The organism is Fictibacillus iocasae, assembly GCF_042665465.1.
Taxonomy (GTDB): domain Bacteria; phylum Bacillota; class Bacilli; order Bacillales; family Fictibacillaceae; genus Fictibacillus; species Fictibacillus iocasae.
This window is the reverse complement of record NZ_JBHTCP010000002.1, coordinates 231,161-245,042: the sequence shown is the minus strand read 5'-3', so window position 1 is coordinate 245,042 and position 13,882 is coordinate 231,161. Positions and strand designations below refer to the sequence as shown.

At 43.3% G+C, this 13,882-nt stretch carries 15 protein-coding genes and 2 riboswitches; of the genes, 5 read left to right on the top strand and 10 right to left on the bottom strand.

The window, feature by feature from the left end; genetic code table 11:
- Positions 1 to 53: 53 nt before the first annotated feature.
- The 3 genes from ACFQPF_RS01140 to ACFQPF_RS01130 all read right to left on the bottom strand — a co-directional run bounded on the left by ACFQPF_RS01140 (position 54) and on the right by ACFQPF_RS01130 (position 4,654).
- On the bottom strand, positions 54 to 863 hold the full coding sequence (locus ACFQPF_RS01140; protein ID WP_379745251.1) for an alpha/beta hydrolase: 810 nt from the start codon (positions 861 to 863) through the stop codon (positions 54 to 56).
- Positions 864 to 940: 77 nt separating this feature from the next.
- A riboswitch (SAM riboswitch) is annotated at positions 941 to 1,056 on the bottom strand.
- A 185-nt stretch (positions 1,057 to 1,241) separates the two neighbouring features.
- The gene (locus ACFQPF_RS01135; RefSeq protein WP_379745248.1) at positions 1,242 to 3,692 is read right to left on the bottom strand and encodes a DUF6359 domain-containing protein; all 2,451 of its coding nucleotides are present in this window, start codon (positions 3,690 to 3,692) and stop codon (positions 1,242 to 1,244) included.
- Positions 3,693 to 3,967: 275 nt separating this feature from the next.
- Positions 3,968 to 4,654, bottom strand: a complete 687-nt coding sequence (locus tag ACFQPF_RS01130) for a DNA alkylation repair protein (protein WP_379745245.1) — start codon at positions 4,652 to 4,654, stop codon at positions 3,968 to 3,970.
- Positions 4,655 to 4,905: 251 nt separating this feature from the next.
- A riboswitch (TPP riboswitch) is annotated at positions 4,906 to 5,016 on the top strand.
- A gap of 83 nt (positions 5,017 to 5,099) precedes the next feature.
- On the opposite strand from ACFQPF_RS01130, the gene ACFQPF_RS01125 reads away from it, so the two are divergent.
- Genes ACFQPF_RS01125 through ACFQPF_RS01105 form a run of 5 tightly spaced genes read left to right on the top strand, consistent with a single transcriptional unit; the run spans position 5,100 to position 8,689 of the window.
- On the top strand, positions 5,100 to 6,083 hold the full coding sequence (locus tag ACFQPF_RS01125) for an ABC transporter substrate-binding protein (protein ID WP_379745242.1): 984 nt from the start codon (positions 5,100 to 5,102) through the stop codon (positions 6,081 to 6,083).
- 14 nt (positions 6,084 to 6,097) lie between these two features.
- Positions 6,098 to 6,388, top strand: coding sequence for an MTH1187 family thiamine-binding protein (locus ACFQPF_RS01120; protein WP_379745239.1), 291 nt, complete (start codon positions 6,098 to 6,100; stop codon positions 6,386 to 6,388).
- Positions 6,385 to 7,134: an ABC transporter permease gene (locus ACFQPF_RS01115; protein WP_379745236.1), complete on the top strand. Its 750-nt coding sequence runs from the start codon at positions 6,385 to 6,387 to the stop codon at positions 7,132 to 7,134. Before ACFQPF_RS01120 ends, ACFQPF_RS01115 begins: the two co-directional genes overlap by 4 nt.
- Entirely contained in the window at positions 7,134 to 7,883 is a 750-nt protein-coding gene (locus tag ACFQPF_RS01110) for an ABC transporter ATP-binding protein (protein WP_379745233.1), read from the top strand. Before ACFQPF_RS01115 ends, ACFQPF_RS01110 begins: the two co-directional genes overlap by 1 nt.
- A complete protein-coding gene (locus ACFQPF_RS01105; protein ID WP_379745230.1) occupies positions 7,880 to 8,689 on the top strand; it encodes a TatD family hydrolase in 810 nt (269 codons plus the stop codon). The genes ACFQPF_RS01110 and ACFQPF_RS01105 overlap by 4 nt, the downstream gene beginning before the upstream one ends.
- A 14-nt stretch (positions 8,690 to 8,703) precedes the next feature.
- Here ACFQPF_RS01105 and ACFQPF_RS01100 read toward each other — a convergent pair whose 3' ends face one another.
- The 7 genes from ACFQPF_RS01100 to ACFQPF_RS01070 all read right to left on the bottom strand — a co-directional run bounded on the left by ACFQPF_RS01100 (position 8,704) and on the right by ACFQPF_RS01070 (position 13,674).
- Positions 8,704 to 9,054 (bottom strand): hypothetical protein, encoded by a 351-nt coding sequence (locus ACFQPF_RS01100; protein WP_379745227.1) that lies wholly within the window; start codon positions 9,052 to 9,054, stop codon positions 8,704 to 8,706.
- A gap of 45 nt (positions 9,055 to 9,099) precedes the next feature.
- Positions 9,100 to 9,402 carry a hypothetical protein gene (locus ACFQPF_RS01095; RefSeq protein ID WP_379745224.1) on the bottom strand — a complete coding sequence of 101 codons (303 nt, stop codon included), beginning with the start codon at positions 9,400 to 9,402 and terminating at the stop codon, positions 9,100 to 9,102.
- 41 nt (positions 9,403 to 9,443) lie between these two features.
- Positions 9,444 to 9,848, bottom strand: coding sequence for a VOC family protein (locus tag ACFQPF_RS01090; protein WP_379745221.1), 405 nt, complete (start codon positions 9,846 to 9,848; stop codon positions 9,444 to 9,446).
- Positions 9,849 to 10,031: 183 nt separating this feature from the next.
- Positions 10,032 to 10,844, bottom strand: coding sequence for an ABC transporter permease (locus tag ACFQPF_RS01085; RefSeq protein ID WP_379745218.1), 813 nt, complete (start codon positions 10,842 to 10,844; stop codon positions 10,032 to 10,034).
- Positions 10,841 to 11,824, bottom strand: coding sequence for an ABC transporter ATP-binding protein (locus tag ACFQPF_RS01080; protein ID WP_379745215.1), 984 nt, complete (start codon positions 11,822 to 11,824; stop codon positions 10,841 to 10,843). Before ACFQPF_RS01080 ends, ACFQPF_RS01085 begins: the two co-directional genes overlap by 4 nt.
- 12 nt (positions 11,825 to 11,836) lie before the next feature.
- Positions 11,837 to 12,646 (bottom strand): ABC transporter permease, encoded by an 810-nt coding sequence (locus ACFQPF_RS01075; RefSeq protein WP_379745211.1) that lies wholly within the window; start codon positions 12,644 to 12,646, stop codon positions 11,837 to 11,839.
- Complete coding sequence (locus ACFQPF_RS01070) at positions 12,646 to 13,674, bottom strand: ArsR/SmtB family transcription factor (RefSeq protein ID WP_379745208.1); 1,029 nt, start codon at positions 13,672 to 13,674, stop codon at positions 12,646 to 12,648. The genes ACFQPF_RS01075 and ACFQPF_RS01070 overlap by 1 nt, the downstream gene beginning before the upstream one ends.
- Positions 13,675 to 13,882: the final 208 nt, after the last annotated feature.

The window sequence follows — 13,882 nt, the reverse complement described above, 5'->3', positions numbered from 1 at the left end:
CTATCAAATTACTTTGTATTATGGATGATACTGTTAATAATGTCAATCATTATTTATGAAGTTTTTTTAGCCATGCGTTCTTCGCTACTTGTTCTGTATCGCATCCACTTTTTCGTTCTATTGATTAGCTGATCAAAATGAGGTCCTGTTGAAAAAGTATGGCACGCACCTTGAATCAGCGTCTTTTCGGCTTTTTCTTTTAAAGAATAAACGTAATGCTTGGCATACTCTGATGTAATTACCTTGTCCCCTGTTCCGTGAATAATCAGTGCATGGCCGTTAAATCTCGCTATTTTTTCGATAGGGTTAAAACGCTTCAGCGACTCTAAAAATTTCGGTGTCAGAGTGTAACCTAAATGATCAATACAGCGGCTTTTTTCGATTTCGTCACATTCTGCCGGTCCAACGATAGCTGAAATGTCATCATACGGTCTTCCTACTGCAGACCATAAAACCAGATTCTTTACTCTATGATCTTTTGCTGCAGTAATAGCAGCTACCGCACCACCCAGGCTGTGTCCAATCAAAGTGACTTGATTACGGTCTACACCCGGCAGTTCCGTTCCAAAGGTGATTACCGTTTGAGTTTGTTCAATTAGGTCATCAAATGAGTTCTCGCCATACTGACCCTCGCTCTCACCACAACCTGCATAATCAAATCGCACAACAATGTTACCTTCTCTCTCAAGCTGCACAGCTGATTTAACAAATAATCGGTCTACACCAATACGGCTGCTCGTAAATCCGTGACAAATAATAATTAAAGGAAATATCCCCTTTGGATGTGTGTTGTACGCGGCCGGGAAATGCAATGATGCTCTCAGTTTCAGTCCACGCCAATGTATACACTTTGCGATATCCATCACTCATTCTCCTTTTTCATTAAAAAAATGCCCGCTCTCATGAGAGAAAGCGGGCATCTGGTAGATCGTCCGAGTTCCTCTCATCTTTCAGCTTTTCGCTGTTAGATTTAGCACCGTTTCCACGCTGGTCATTCAGCATGAATGGTTGCCGGGCTTCATTGGGCTAATTCCCTCCGCCTGCTCTTAATAAGAGATTGTGTTCAATTAAATTAAGTATATGGTAATGAATTGAAGTTGGTGTGTCAAGTGTCCAATGCAGTGAAGGGGTCCGGTACGTTTCTTTAAGCTGCGGCGTATTTGCTGCGCTGCAGCTTAAAGAAACGTACCGGACCCTACTAATAAAGCCGCTCGGAATATCCTCGAGCGGCTGCTAGCTGTTTACTTCACTTTTACGTCTTTTACTTTATCAAGCTTGATTTGAACGATGACTGGATCATGGTCACTCGCACGTCCGTGCTCTTCCATGAATTGAGAGTTAATGTGGACGATATCCACTTTCGTCTTTTTCGCCATGTTGTTTGTCACAAGGATGTGGTCAAGCACTTGCGCGTTTCCTTGATAAGAATACGTGAAGCGTTCTTTAAATGGCACTTCGTCAATCATGTTTGTTAACTCGCTGCCTTTGAGAATATCAAATGTTTTTGAAAATTCGAAGTCGTTAAAGTCTCCAAGCAGAACAACTTTCGCGTTTGGATCGTCCGCTTTTACTTCTTTTACAAAGTTATTGACGATACCGGCAATTTGATGGCGCTGTTCTTCACTTTTTAGGTATGGAGGCTGGTTCTTTCCGAACAGCGGCTGATCTCCGCCTTTTGAGTTAAAGTGGTTTGCTACAACAACGACAGTCTCGCCGTTAAACTCGAACTGTGCCGCAAGCGGCTTACGGCTGCTTGCAAATGCAGCATTAGTCGGATCAATACGTCCTGGGTTTGCTGTCAGCTTGCCATTCTTGAATGTTACAGCCTGAGTCGCCGTCCCTTTCACACCTTCTGCAAGCTTCACACGCTCTGGATTGTAGATGTAACCGACACGGATGTTCCCGCCTGGCTGTCCGCCGTCTTTATTGTTTTCTGGAGCAACATCTGTGTAAACATAGTTTGGTCCGCCTTGTGCTGCTATTTCAGCGATCAAGCGATCCGCACTTTCTTTTGCATCAGTGTTTCCATTATTTAATGCACCGTTTCCGTCCTGCATTTCTACCAGTCCAACGATATCAGGAGATTTTAAGTTTGTAACAATCGATCCTGCGATGCGTGTTACTTTTTCATCACTCGTCCCATTTTCATCTGCAGAGAAGTTCTCTACATTAAAGCTCGCGATCGTCAGTTCTTTATGTTTTTCATGGAAATCAGATGTTTCACGTTCCGTTGTTCCCTCAACAAATTGCGGAAGGTCATCACGATTTGTCAGTACTTTAAAGTTTCCATATCCGTAGCTTACGACCCCAGTAATAGAGCCTACAAAATAGTCTCCTGTTTTAGCAACAAAAGAATAATCATTCATATCAATAAATAGTCGCTCTGGATTAAAGTCGTTAGCCGTAATATTCAGTCCGCCAGCTTCGTTGATTTCTTTATTTTTATGAATATCAGGCACCACGACGATCTCGCCATTTTTTTGCGGCGCGATGACAGAAGGGTTGTCCACTTTCACTAACATGCCTTCTAAGCTTTCGTAAAAATCAATGCCGTCTTGCTGCGGATCGAAAAGACCAAAGTTATCATTGTCGATGATTTCAGTCGGCTGCTGACGTCCGCCTTCGCCGATTGTTACCGCTTCAGGAAGAGCATTGCCTGAAGAATTAAGTTTAATAAGTGTATTTGTTGCGTTGATTTCTGTAACAGCAAGATCTGTTTTCATTTTGTCGCTGTAACCTTCAAGTACCCATTCTTTTACTTGACCGGCCACTGTGACGATGTCACCTTTTGCTACGCCGTGACCTTTCTTATATACAAGAATTCCTTCAGAAGTTTTTTCATTTTCATCTGGTTGTGTGTCTTGAAGATAGAAATTGTCAGCATCTGCGACATATGTCACGATACCTGTTACTCCTTCTACATACTTTTTGTCCACTGGTGAATTATGACTTTCACCTTGAATGTCATGGATGCGAAGTCCTGAAATAGCAACATTATAAACAAACTCTGATACTCTACTGTCTTTCATTTTATCTTTTATTGCGATTGCCTTAATTGTTGTATCTTCGTTAATTGTAATAGGATCGGAATACATTTTGCTCTCTTTCGTCGGTACTGTCCCATCAAGTGTGTAATAAATTGCAGCACCTTCAGTTTTCGTTTCAAGTGTTACAGTTGTTCCTTTAGAAATAACACCTTGAGGAATTGAAGCGGTTACAACTTCAGCTTGAGGTTCTGCTGGGATCCCAGATACAAATGAGAATGATTTTGCATTTTTGTGACCTGGAACACCAAAATAAACAAGTAAATCTCCTGTTATTTGAATTTTTTTCTTTAAATTCTCAGAATGTGCTTTGAGATTTAAGGCTTCTCTTACCGCTCCACCTGGTAACTGGACTGCAAGGATTTTAGTTTTATCTGTTTCATTTGGTGAATCAGCTAAAGCAAGGTTTGTATCTTGAGTAAAGGGACCTTCAAACTGATATGAAATGGACGATCCGGTTCCACCTTTAACTGTTCCAACAATATAACCCTCAACAGTAGCAGTTCCTGTATTGTTCGCAATCGCCTCAGTAACTTTAAGAACACCTTCTGCATTCGCTTTCTGCTGTGAGATTGGTGCGAACAAGCTGATTACCATCGTTACGATGAGAACCAGTTTAGATAAATGACGAAAATGGTTTAACGCCACATTTACCACTCCTATACTTTTAATGTAAAACAAGTCAATTTAACTAGAATATAACACATATCGACACGTATTATTGTTCGGTTTTTGTTAAAATACTTCCAAAGACTTACATAAAATTTACATTAATAGTATCAAAAACCTAACATTCAATCTTAAAATAGGATAAAAGACCTCTAAAACATATTAATCAGATGAATGAATAAACGGGTGGGATTTATCTAAAGTGAACTCAATAAAGAGTGCTCCTATAATGGAACACTCTTCTCTTATCCCTATTAAGCTTTAATCGTTTTAGACGATACGTTTTTTAACGCTTCACGCTTTGATAGTGGTGAAAGAGCCAGCTGCGTTGTCACGTTCAAGACCCATTCTGGATCGGACTTGGCATATTCACGCAATGCCCATCCGATCGCTTTGTTAATGAAAAACTCTTTTGAACCTAGGTTCTCTTCAACAATATCCTTTAACAGCTCTACATTAGTATCACCTTTGTATTTGAGCTGATACAAAATCATTGTGCGCCTCAGCCAAAAGTTGTCCGATTGCCTCCAGTTCATACCGACTGTCTCTAACAGGTGTGGATAAAGACGGAACAGCTTGCCCGCATGGTTTGCGGCAATGTGGTCAATCGTGTCCCACCACGATTTGTTCACAATCATGTATTCTAGCAACTCGTAATCTTTTTCTTCCAGCTTTTTTAAGAAGCCATCCACCAGTCCCAGAGCGGCATAATGCAGCTCTCGCTCCGGCATCCGCCATAGCTCTTTAACGGCTTCTTGCAGCTGTTCTTTCTCCGGATATCCGTGTTTCTTAACGAACTGTTTAAATACATCCTTCCTGACAGGCGACTTCATGCCGACGAAAGGAAACTGATTTCGCATATAAGCTTCCATAGGCGCTGCGTTTTCTTCGTCTTTATGCTTATAAAATTCGTCTCTTAATTTCTTTGTATAATCAAGCATTGTGCCACTTCACTCCTTCTCACCTTACTATTCTATGCTTTTGTTAAAATGCCTTTTAGTAATTCGTGAGGTGAGACCCGCAAATTTTAGACCCGTAAAATCTGCTGAACGACCCGATTATCCTGATTTTGACCTGAATACCTCCACTATCGACCCGAATACTGTTATTAAAAGAAGATCAACCAGTAAAAAGTAGTACCGTACCCCGGCTGGTGTGCTATAATGAACGCGTTATCAAAAAAAATGAATAGCAAGGCATGTGGGGGGACCGGTGTTGCCGGTTGAGATTTCGCTCGTAGAAGCGTTGACCCTTTGAACCTGATCTGGTTGATACCAGCGGAGGGAACATACGAAAACTAGTAAACTTACGATATAACCGTATGCACCCGAGGTATCAACTCTGGGTGCTTTTTTTGTTGTCTTGTAAATTGAAGGGGGAAACAACATGAAGAAATGGCTCGCTGCTTTAAGCGTCGTCGTTTTGCTCGCCGGCTGCGGCACATCGTCTGACGGCGAGAAAACAGCTGACAAACTGAAAAAAGTGAAGGTTGTCTTAGATTGGACGCCAAACACGAACCACACAGGCCTTTATGTGGCAAAGGAAAAAGGCTATTTTAAAGAACAAGGACTTGATGTCGACATTATCATGCCTGGTGATGCCGGGGCCGATCAGCTTGTTGCGTCCGGAAAAGCTGATTTTGGCGTGAGCTATCAGGAGGGAATCACACAGGCTCGTATTCAGGACGTTCCGATTGTCTCAATAGCAGCGGTTATTCAGCATAACACGTCCGGCTTCGCCTCGCCTGTTGCCAAGAACATCTCGTCACCAAAAGATTATGAAGGAAAAACATACGGCGGCTGGGGCTCTCCGGTAGAGAAACAGATACTCTCTTCGCTAATGGATAAAGAAAACGCTGATGTAGAGAAGCTGAAAATCGTAAACATGGGAGACAGCGATTTCTTCACGGCTGTGAAGCGTGACATTGACTTCGCGTGGATTTTTTACGGCTGGACTGGAATTGAAGCCGAGCTTCGCGGTGAAAAGCTGAACATGCAGTACCTCACCGACTACAGCAAAAAGCTAGACTATTACACACCTGTGCTCGCGACCAATGAAAAGATGATCGCGAAAGATCCGGAAACCGTAAAAGCATTTTTGAAAGGTGCGGCAAAAGGGTATGAGTTTGCGATTGAGAAGCCTGATGCAGCAGCTGACATTTTAATAAAAGAAGTGCCAGACCTTAATTCGAAGCTGGTGAAAAAATCTCAGCAGTGGCTTTCTCCGAAATACAAGGATGATGCCGACCGTTGGGGCGAGCAGAAGCTGTCTGTCTGGAAAAACTACAGCGACTGGATGTACGACCATAAGCTGTTAGAAAAGAAGCTGGATGCGAAAAAAGCGTTCACGAACGACTATTTGCCGGAATAAGGAGGACACTTGTGATGAGCAATTCATTAGTCAGCATTCAGATCATCCCGAAAACAAAGAATGGCGAAAATGTCATCCCTTATGTGGATGAAGCAATCAAAATCATTGATGAAAGCGGCGTGAAATATGAGGTTCATCCGCTTGAAACGACAATGGAAGGCGACCTGACAGAGCTTTTTGCGGTCATTCAGAAAATGAACGAGCGCATGATTGAGATCGGTAGCCCGAACGTTATCTCACAGATCAAGGTGCTGTATCAGCCAGAAGGCATCACGATGGATGTGCTTACGGAGAAGTACCGATGAAAAAAAGATGGAGCGCACTTTGGCTCCTCTTTTTCATTCTGATAGTATGGGATGCTGTTGGCCGCTGGACTCAGGTGCCTGCGTGGCTCCTGCCCTCTCCGCTCAAAATTTTCTCAGCTGGACTGGAAGATTGGAGCAGATTTTATGTACACGTGCTGTCCACAGCCTCACTGTCATTTGTCGGATTTCTGACAGGTACGACGGCAGGACTTCTCGCTGCCATCCTGCTTCACCGTGTTCCCGCCTTAAGGCAGCCGCTTTATCCTTTCATCATCTTATCGCAGAACGTGCCCGTCATTGTGCTCGCCCCCCTGCTGGTCATATGGTTCGGATTCGGACTGCTGCCTAAGATTATCGTTATCACACTTGTATGCTTTTTTCCCGTAACCATTGCAGCACTAGACGGATTCAAGCAGACAGATAGAGAACTGGTGCACTATTTTACGATGTGTGGTGCGTCCAAAAGCCAGATGTTTTGGAAGCTGGAAATGCCGCATTCCCTGCCTTCCATTTTCTCCGGATTAAAGATCGCGGCAACCTACAGTGTGATGGGTGCCGTGATTTCAGAATGGCTAGGCTCAGAGCGAGGAATCGGTGTGTACATGACACTCGCTTCCTCATCGTTCCGTACCGACCGCGTCTTTGTTGCGATATTTTCTATCATGATGCTTAGCTTGCTGTTCTTTTTTATCATCGTCCTCTTGGAACGCAGAATGGTTGCACATCAGAGAAAGGAGCTGGGATAATGGCACAGCTTAAAATTCGGAATGTGTCCGTTTCGTTCGGTAAAAAGCAGATTCTTCATTCTGTGGATCTGCAGGTTAGCAATGGGGAGTTTGTCACCATACTCGGACCTTCCGGCAGCGGCAAGAGTACTTTGTTCCATTTAATCGGCGGTCTGCTGCATCCGGATAACGGACACATTTCGCTTAATAACCATGAGATTACTGGTGAACGAGGTCATATTAGCTATATGCCCCAGTCACCTTCTCTTCTCCCGTGGAGGACCATTCTGGACAACGTGCTGCTTGGTCAAGAATTATCAGGTATAGCAGATTCAGAGTATGCCAGAATGATGCTGCAAAAAGCGGGTCTCGGTGATTATGAAAAAGCGTATCCGCACGAGCTTTCGGGCGGAATGAAGCAGCGTGCCGCGTTTATCCGCGCATTACTCAGCCCGCAATCTGTTATCTGTCTTGACGAACCGTTTTCAGCACTCGATGAACTGACTCGTTTAGACATGCAAAAATGGCTCCTTTCCATCTGGCAGGAGCATCAAAAGACCATTCTGTTCGTGACTCATAACATCGATGAGGCACTGTTTTTGTCAGACCGGATTGTGGTGTTGTCACAAAAACCTGCGCATATTGTGAAAGAGTTTACCGTCCCATTCCCTCGCCCTCGGAATGAAGACATATTGCTCACGCGAGAGTTCTTAGAAGTGAAAAAGGATATCTATTACACACTGAAGCAGGGATTGGCGGTACAATCATGATTCCAATTTTTGATGCACACATTCATCTGGATCAATATAGCGATGAAGAACTGCACCAATTTTTCAGCCGTGATTTAGTTACTCTGAAAGGTATGATCTCGGTGTCCTTTAATCTTGCTTCGTGTAAAAGAAATCTGGAGCTTTCTCATAAGTATTCTCCGCTTGTGAAATGTGCATTCGGTTATCATCCCGAGCAGACGCTGCCATCCGATTCGGAAATGGCGGATTTGCTAAATTGGATGCACCGACACCTTGATGATATGACGGCAGTCGGCGAGGTCGGTCTTCCTTATTATCTTAGGCAAAAGAATCCACAGCTGAATCGGGATCACTATGCAGAGATTCTTGAGGAATTTATTAAAGCGGCGGTGTTGTGGGACAAGCCCATCGTACTGCATGCCGTATACGATGATGCTCCATTCGTGTGTGATTTGCTCGAAAAACACAATATATCGCGTGCTCATTTTCACTGGTTTAAAGGAGACCCGGTAACAACAGAACGCATGGCTCGAAATGGCTATTACGTTTCCATCACACCAGATGTCCTGTATGAAAGGGAGATTCAAAAACTAGCAGCATCTTATCCCATACAGCAGCTGATGGTAGAAACAGATGGCCCATGGCCGTTTGAGGGACCGTTTACCGGTCAAATGACACATTCAATCATGATTCATCAATCACTATCAGCGATTGCTGAAGTGAAGCAACTCACAATTGAATCCGTCTACTCATTAATCTATAAAAACTCTTTGAGATTTTACAGCGTTTCTGAGAGTTGCTATGAGCAACAGAAAAAGGACCTATAGAGCAGGTCCTTTTTCTAATGAAGCATCTTCTTTTTTGATTTGGTTTCCGTCACAAGAACGATAGGGTATAGAATGACCAAGAAGAAAGCGACATAGGTGGACTGGTCGTAGAAAGTTTTAAACAAAACGTGTGTCCATTTTGCCTCACCAATAATCCAATATGCCAAAAAATTTGAAATTCCTATTCCATCATTGGCTTCTGGAATAAGGCTTTGGGTGTAATTTTGTGACAGAGCAAGCACGGACAGGAAAGCAATAGCAATAGCTATGAACAATGTTTTTGAATAGGGCCTTACTATACCTGCTCTTTTAAAAATCAACCCTACTCCAAATAATATAAGTATACTGATCACTAAAAATAACAATAAATCTCCCCCTCATCCTCGAACGCACGAACTCAGAACACTCGCTTAGTTGACGTCTTGCCTTCCATATCTCTCATTTACTATTTTTTTCGCTGTCTCCCAGCTCGGAAAGTCCAATCCAACATAGTTCACTTTCTCTAACTCATCCGCAATCCTACGCGAATTTTTCATCGCAGAGCGATGACTCCCTTTGTTCCGATACTCCTTCATATGCTGCTCGCTTTCCCAAACGGTCAGTGTCCAGTAAGTAATCCAACCTTCGCTAATATAAGAGGAATGCAGAATCCCTTTCGCTTTTTTCGCTTGTATAATGGATCGGATGGTATGAAAAACGAACAGCGGCAGCATTCTTTTTCCTTCCAAGTGTAGTCTTGTGACGGAGATGAACATTAAACAAAACTTCTAGAATCGCTGCTGACTTGGCCAATCTTTTTCTGCATCTCTTTCTTGTCGAGATACTCGAACAGACCGATGCGGTTGCCCCACGGATCGGTGAAAGTTGCCCACATGACCGGTACCTCATCACGAGAAAAAATATCAAACTCTGCCACATTAAGGTCGCGGCAGATACGGTACCGTTCCTCTTCAATGCTCGAAACGCCTAAACGGAAAGGACCGTTCCCTTTAACCGGTGTCCCTTCTGCAACCTGCAGCCATGCTCCCAGCAGCAGTTCCCACTCCACAAACCCCTCATGCGCCTTGAAATCAGGTTCTCGTTGAAGCAATGCTTTATACCAGTCTACGCCCTTATTAAAATCCGAAACACACACTTGAAACGTAACCTCGTAAATCATTTCTCTACCACCTTTACTTTAATGAAATGTTAAGCTAGAACCGGCAAACCTTCGTTCATTCCATCAACATACCTCTACCTTTTTAATTTCCACTATATTACAATTCCTTAATCCTTATGAAATTCCTTTTTTCATAAAAAAGAAAAACACTTTCCCACATCAAGAAAAGTGTCTTGCAATCTATTAAAACAACACCATATTTCCCGTCGTTCTAGCGTGCTGCTCCGCTTTTCTCAAAATGAAGAACGACGCTGAACACAGCACCAATAGGACCGCTCCTAAAAGCCCGAGCGATGTACCCAGGTCTGCCATACTTGCTCCTTCTAACAATAATGCTCTCATGATCTCGAGCACATACGTCAGTGGAAACAGATAGGCGATCGTTTTTCCCCATAATGGCAGGGCAAGGATAGGAATTCTTACACCTGAAAAGAATTGCATCGGTTCTTCGAGTACAGTAAAAAGAATTCCCGCATCTCTTGAGAACAGAAAGACGATGTTTAAAAAGCCTCCCCAGATCATAGCCGAAAAAGCGAGAATGAAAAAGGCTAACGGAACGTTCCACCATGCGACTGATTCAATTCCAGCAACACTGGCCATGGCTATAACCGCGAATGCGGTAAACATCCAGACCGCTTCGATGAGGTTTCCTGCTGCACGACCGAACATTAACGTGTATCTTGAAACAGGACTCAAAAATACAATTTCAAGCGTACCTGACTGCCGTTCGTATGCCATTTGCCATGCCGACTGTACAAGACTCCAAAAAAAGATGTACCCTAGATAGCCTGTTAAAAGAAATAAGATTAAGCTGTCCGTTTGAATATGGTCAAAAACAGGGCTTGATGATCCGAGGTTAAACGGTTTAAACGAATAATAAGCTGTCACAAACAGCAGCGCCGGCCAGATTAAAAGTGAAAAATACACCATTCGATTATGAAAATTGTGACGGTGGCTTTTACCGATTTCAGCCAAGATAATTCCTGCTATCTTCATGCCGACAGTCCCTCTGACATTTGAATGATCGCATCCTCCAGCCTCGGTTTCTTTGTTTCTAATCGTTGTACTTCAAGACCCATTTCAAAGCAGGCAGATGCAGCAAGCGGAGTAGCATCAAATGGTGAAATGACCTCAAATACATACCCTCCGGCAGCTTCTGTACTCACGAACGATGCTCCTTTGTCTTGCATTCGCCGCTGGACAAACTCCATTTGTGCGATGCTGGCATTCTGGACTTCCACTGTTACCCGAAATTCTTTTACAAACGTCTCAACGATTTTCCTAGGCGTATCCTCAAGCACCAAGCGGCCTTGGTCAATGATGTACACTTTGTCGCAGAGTTCTTCGACTTCTTCTAGATAGTGTGAGGTCAGGAGGATTCCTTTTCCTTGTTGATGCGCCAATTCTTTAACCGATTTTCGCAAATGTTTTGCAACCGGAGCATCAAGTCCCAATGTGGGTTCATCTAGGAACAAGTAAGAGGGATCGTTAATCAATCCTCTCGCGATCTGCAGGCGCTGCTTCATCCCTTTTGAATAGCGCTCGACAGGAATGTGAGCCGCATCGGCAAGCCCCATGTTTTCTAGCAAATTTTCACAACGATTCTTTAGCATAACCCCAGTCAAGCCATACAGCTTTCCGAAGTACATCAAATTCTCAAATCCCGTTAATCTCCAATACAGCATGCGCTCGCCCCCTGCGATCATGTTGACTTTCTTTTTGACCTCCATCGGATTGCTTTCAATATCCACACCATCGACAATGATCATTCCTGATGTTGGTTTGAGCAAGGTGGACAGCATTTTTATCGTAGTCGTTTTTCCCGCGCCATTCAGCCCTAAAAGACCGATAATTTCCCCTTTATCTATCCTAAGATTCAGTTCTTTGACTGCTTCTAATGTCTTCGTTTCATAACGAAACCAGCTTTTCTTTTCTTTTAACGTATAGTGCTTGGATACATTGAATGCCTCAATCATCGTAACTCCCCCTTAACCAAAATGTTTTTCAAGTACAACGGATTCCATTCGTTTAATGGCGAATGATCCCATCACCAAATAAAGAATGCCCTCGGCCGTCATGTACAATAGCTGTGACTGAACGCTGGCTAGCGTTTCTCCTTCAATCAACACCATCCGGAAAGCGTCGATGCCAAAGGTTAGTGGCATGCAATAGGACAGCCATTCCACTGAATTGGGAAGGTACGCGGCCGGAAAGGTTATTCCGCATACAAGTCCCATAATGACAAACAAAGTATTTTGCGTAATATATGTATCGCGGAAATAAAGCATAAAGGCTCCAAGAACGAGCGCCTGGCTGAACAATGAGAACAGAAGAATGATGAATAATAGTATAACGGCGATAGGATCCTGAATCGCCATCTGCAACCCAAAAAAGAATCCAATCACCAAGATGGACAGCAGCTCGATACCCGCCCGCGTCAGCCCTTGTGACATCGTTCCTAGAAAATAGCCCTTTCGCGATGAAGGTGTTAAGAGCAGCGCCTCCAACGTTCCTTCTCGGAGTTCTGAAATGATGGACCGGCTTACAATCATGAGCATTGAAACCGCAAAGGAAAAAAAGATGCCCCCAAGGATCACATAAGATAAATAATCATTTGTTCCGGCATACGCTGTAAAACGTGAATCCATGTCTTTCTTAAACACGAAGGTATAGCTTAAATACGCAAAAAAGACGATATAAGCACCGCTTAAGATGTGCCCGATGAAAAACGACCACGGATAAGCTCTCTTCATAACGATAAAGTTGCGTTGAAATGTAGCACTAAAAGGCAGCCACATTAGTAATCCCCCTTTTTTACCATCATCGGCTGATCAAAGAATTGGTCGAGATCTACCTTGATCATTTCGATCTGATGTTTGTTGATGTGATAAAACACATAATGCCCTCTTCTTTCGGTGTAAACGAAGCGTGCTTCACTTAGGATCTTGAGATGCTTTGAAATCGTTGCTTTCGCGAGCCCGGTGATATCCTCTAGCTGCTGTGTGCAGTATGGATGGTAAAGCAGCATTTGCAGCAGCTGCAGCCGGTTCTTATCTGCCAGCGCTTTCGTCATCCGCAATAAGTCCTCCGGCACACCTAATGTTTGCTCGACAATCCCTGGTATATCGACATGCTGATAGACCGCTATATCCGGCGAATCAATTCCTACTAAAAGGTGCGGTGCAATAAATGTTGACGGGTAAATCGTGATCGAATTTAGTTCACTGTACGGAAATCTCCACGTTTGCGATTTATAAAAGACCAGTTCTTTCTCGTTCAGCTCAAAACGGGGATGGATGCTTTGGAGTGCAGATAATGAACCTGCTTCCATATCCGCCAGGAGCTCGTGCTTTGCTTTAATAAGCCATGGTTCAATTCGGTAGAGTTCTCTCGAGAAATGGTGTTGATGGTATTCAAACAGCAAATCTGAGAGCTCTTTCTGCAGCCGTTCCGCATCCGTCATAATCGATTGTTCCAAATCAGTGAGCGTTTCAAGCGGATCTTCAATCTTGGCACCAAGCATACAATTTCTGAAATCATCAGTGTTTACATACCTTAGCTGGTCGATCGCTTCTTCAACAAAGCTTTCTTCAAGCTGAACGACATCTACATAATCTAATAGATAAAACCATTGATTTGAATTTTCCCCCCATCGCTGCAATTGTTCTTTTAACCGTGGTGACATGGCTTGCAGCATATTCCTGCTCCAATCTAGACGTGCTGTGTGGTGATCGGGATAGCTTAAGACATGCAGACTGCAAATAAGTTCACGAAATGGTGAGTAGGTCACTTTTACTGATTTTTGGAGCCATTTATTTAAATTCACAATAACCACCCTTTGATTCGCTTTTTAACGAATCAATTATACCATTTGGCAAAATTATTCAGTATTATAAAGAGCGACAACATGAAAGTCAACAACTATAAGTATGACAGGCAGTACTTGTTCGCTTCACTTTTGACATAAACAGTGATATACTGTTCTAGCGATGAGCTAATTGCATAAGACGAGATTGACGCGCCTTTTTAGGCAA

Excerpts from the sequence above, each read along its gene's own strand:
- ACFQPF_RS01140 (WP_379745251.1), bottom strand. The coding sequence starts at position 863 with ATGGATATCGCAAAGTGTATACATTGGCGTGGACTGAAACTGAGAGCA.
- ACFQPF_RS01130 (WP_379745245.1), bottom strand. The coding sequence starts at position 4,654 with ATGCTTGATTATACAAAGAAATTAAGAGACGAATTTTATAAGCATAAA.
- ACFQPF_RS01125 (WP_379745242.1), top strand. The coding sequence starts at position 5,100 with ATGAAGAAATGGCTCGCTGCTTTAAGCGTCGTCGTTTTGCTCGCCGGC.
- ACFQPF_RS01120 (WP_379745239.1), top strand. The coding sequence starts at position 6,098 with ATGAGCAATTCATTAGTCAGCATTCAGATCATCCCGAAAACAAAGAAT.
- ACFQPF_RS01115 (WP_379745236.1), top strand. The coding sequence starts at position 6,385 with ATGAAAAAAAGATGGAGCGCACTTTGGCTCCTCTTTTTCATTCTGATA.
- ACFQPF_RS01110 (WP_379745233.1), top strand. The coding sequence starts at position 7,134 with ATGGCACAGCTTAAAATTCGGAATGTGTCCGTTTCGTTCGGTAAAAAG.
- ACFQPF_RS01105 (WP_379745230.1), top strand. The coding sequence starts at position 7,880 with ATGATTCCAATTTTTGATGCACACATTCATCTGGATCAATATAGCGAT.
- ACFQPF_RS01095 (WP_379745224.1), bottom strand. The coding sequence starts at position 9,402 with ATGCTGCCGCTGTTCGTTTTTCATACCATCCGATCCATTATACAAGCG.
- ACFQPF_RS01090 (WP_379745221.1), bottom strand. The coding sequence starts at position 9,848 with ATGATTTACGAGGTTACGTTTCAAGTGTGTGTTTCGGATTTTAATAAG.
- ACFQPF_RS01085 (WP_379745218.1), bottom strand. The coding sequence starts at position 10,844 with ATGAAGATAGCAGGAATTATCTTGGCTGAAATCGGTAAAAGCCACCGT.
- ACFQPF_RS01080 (WP_379745215.1), bottom strand. The coding sequence starts at position 11,824 with ATGATTGAGGCATTCAATGTATCCAAGCACTATACGTTAAAAGAAAAG.
- ACFQPF_RS01075 (WP_379745211.1), bottom strand. The coding sequence starts at position 12,646 with ATGTGGCTGCCTTTTAGTGCTACATTTCAACGCAACTTTATCGTTATG.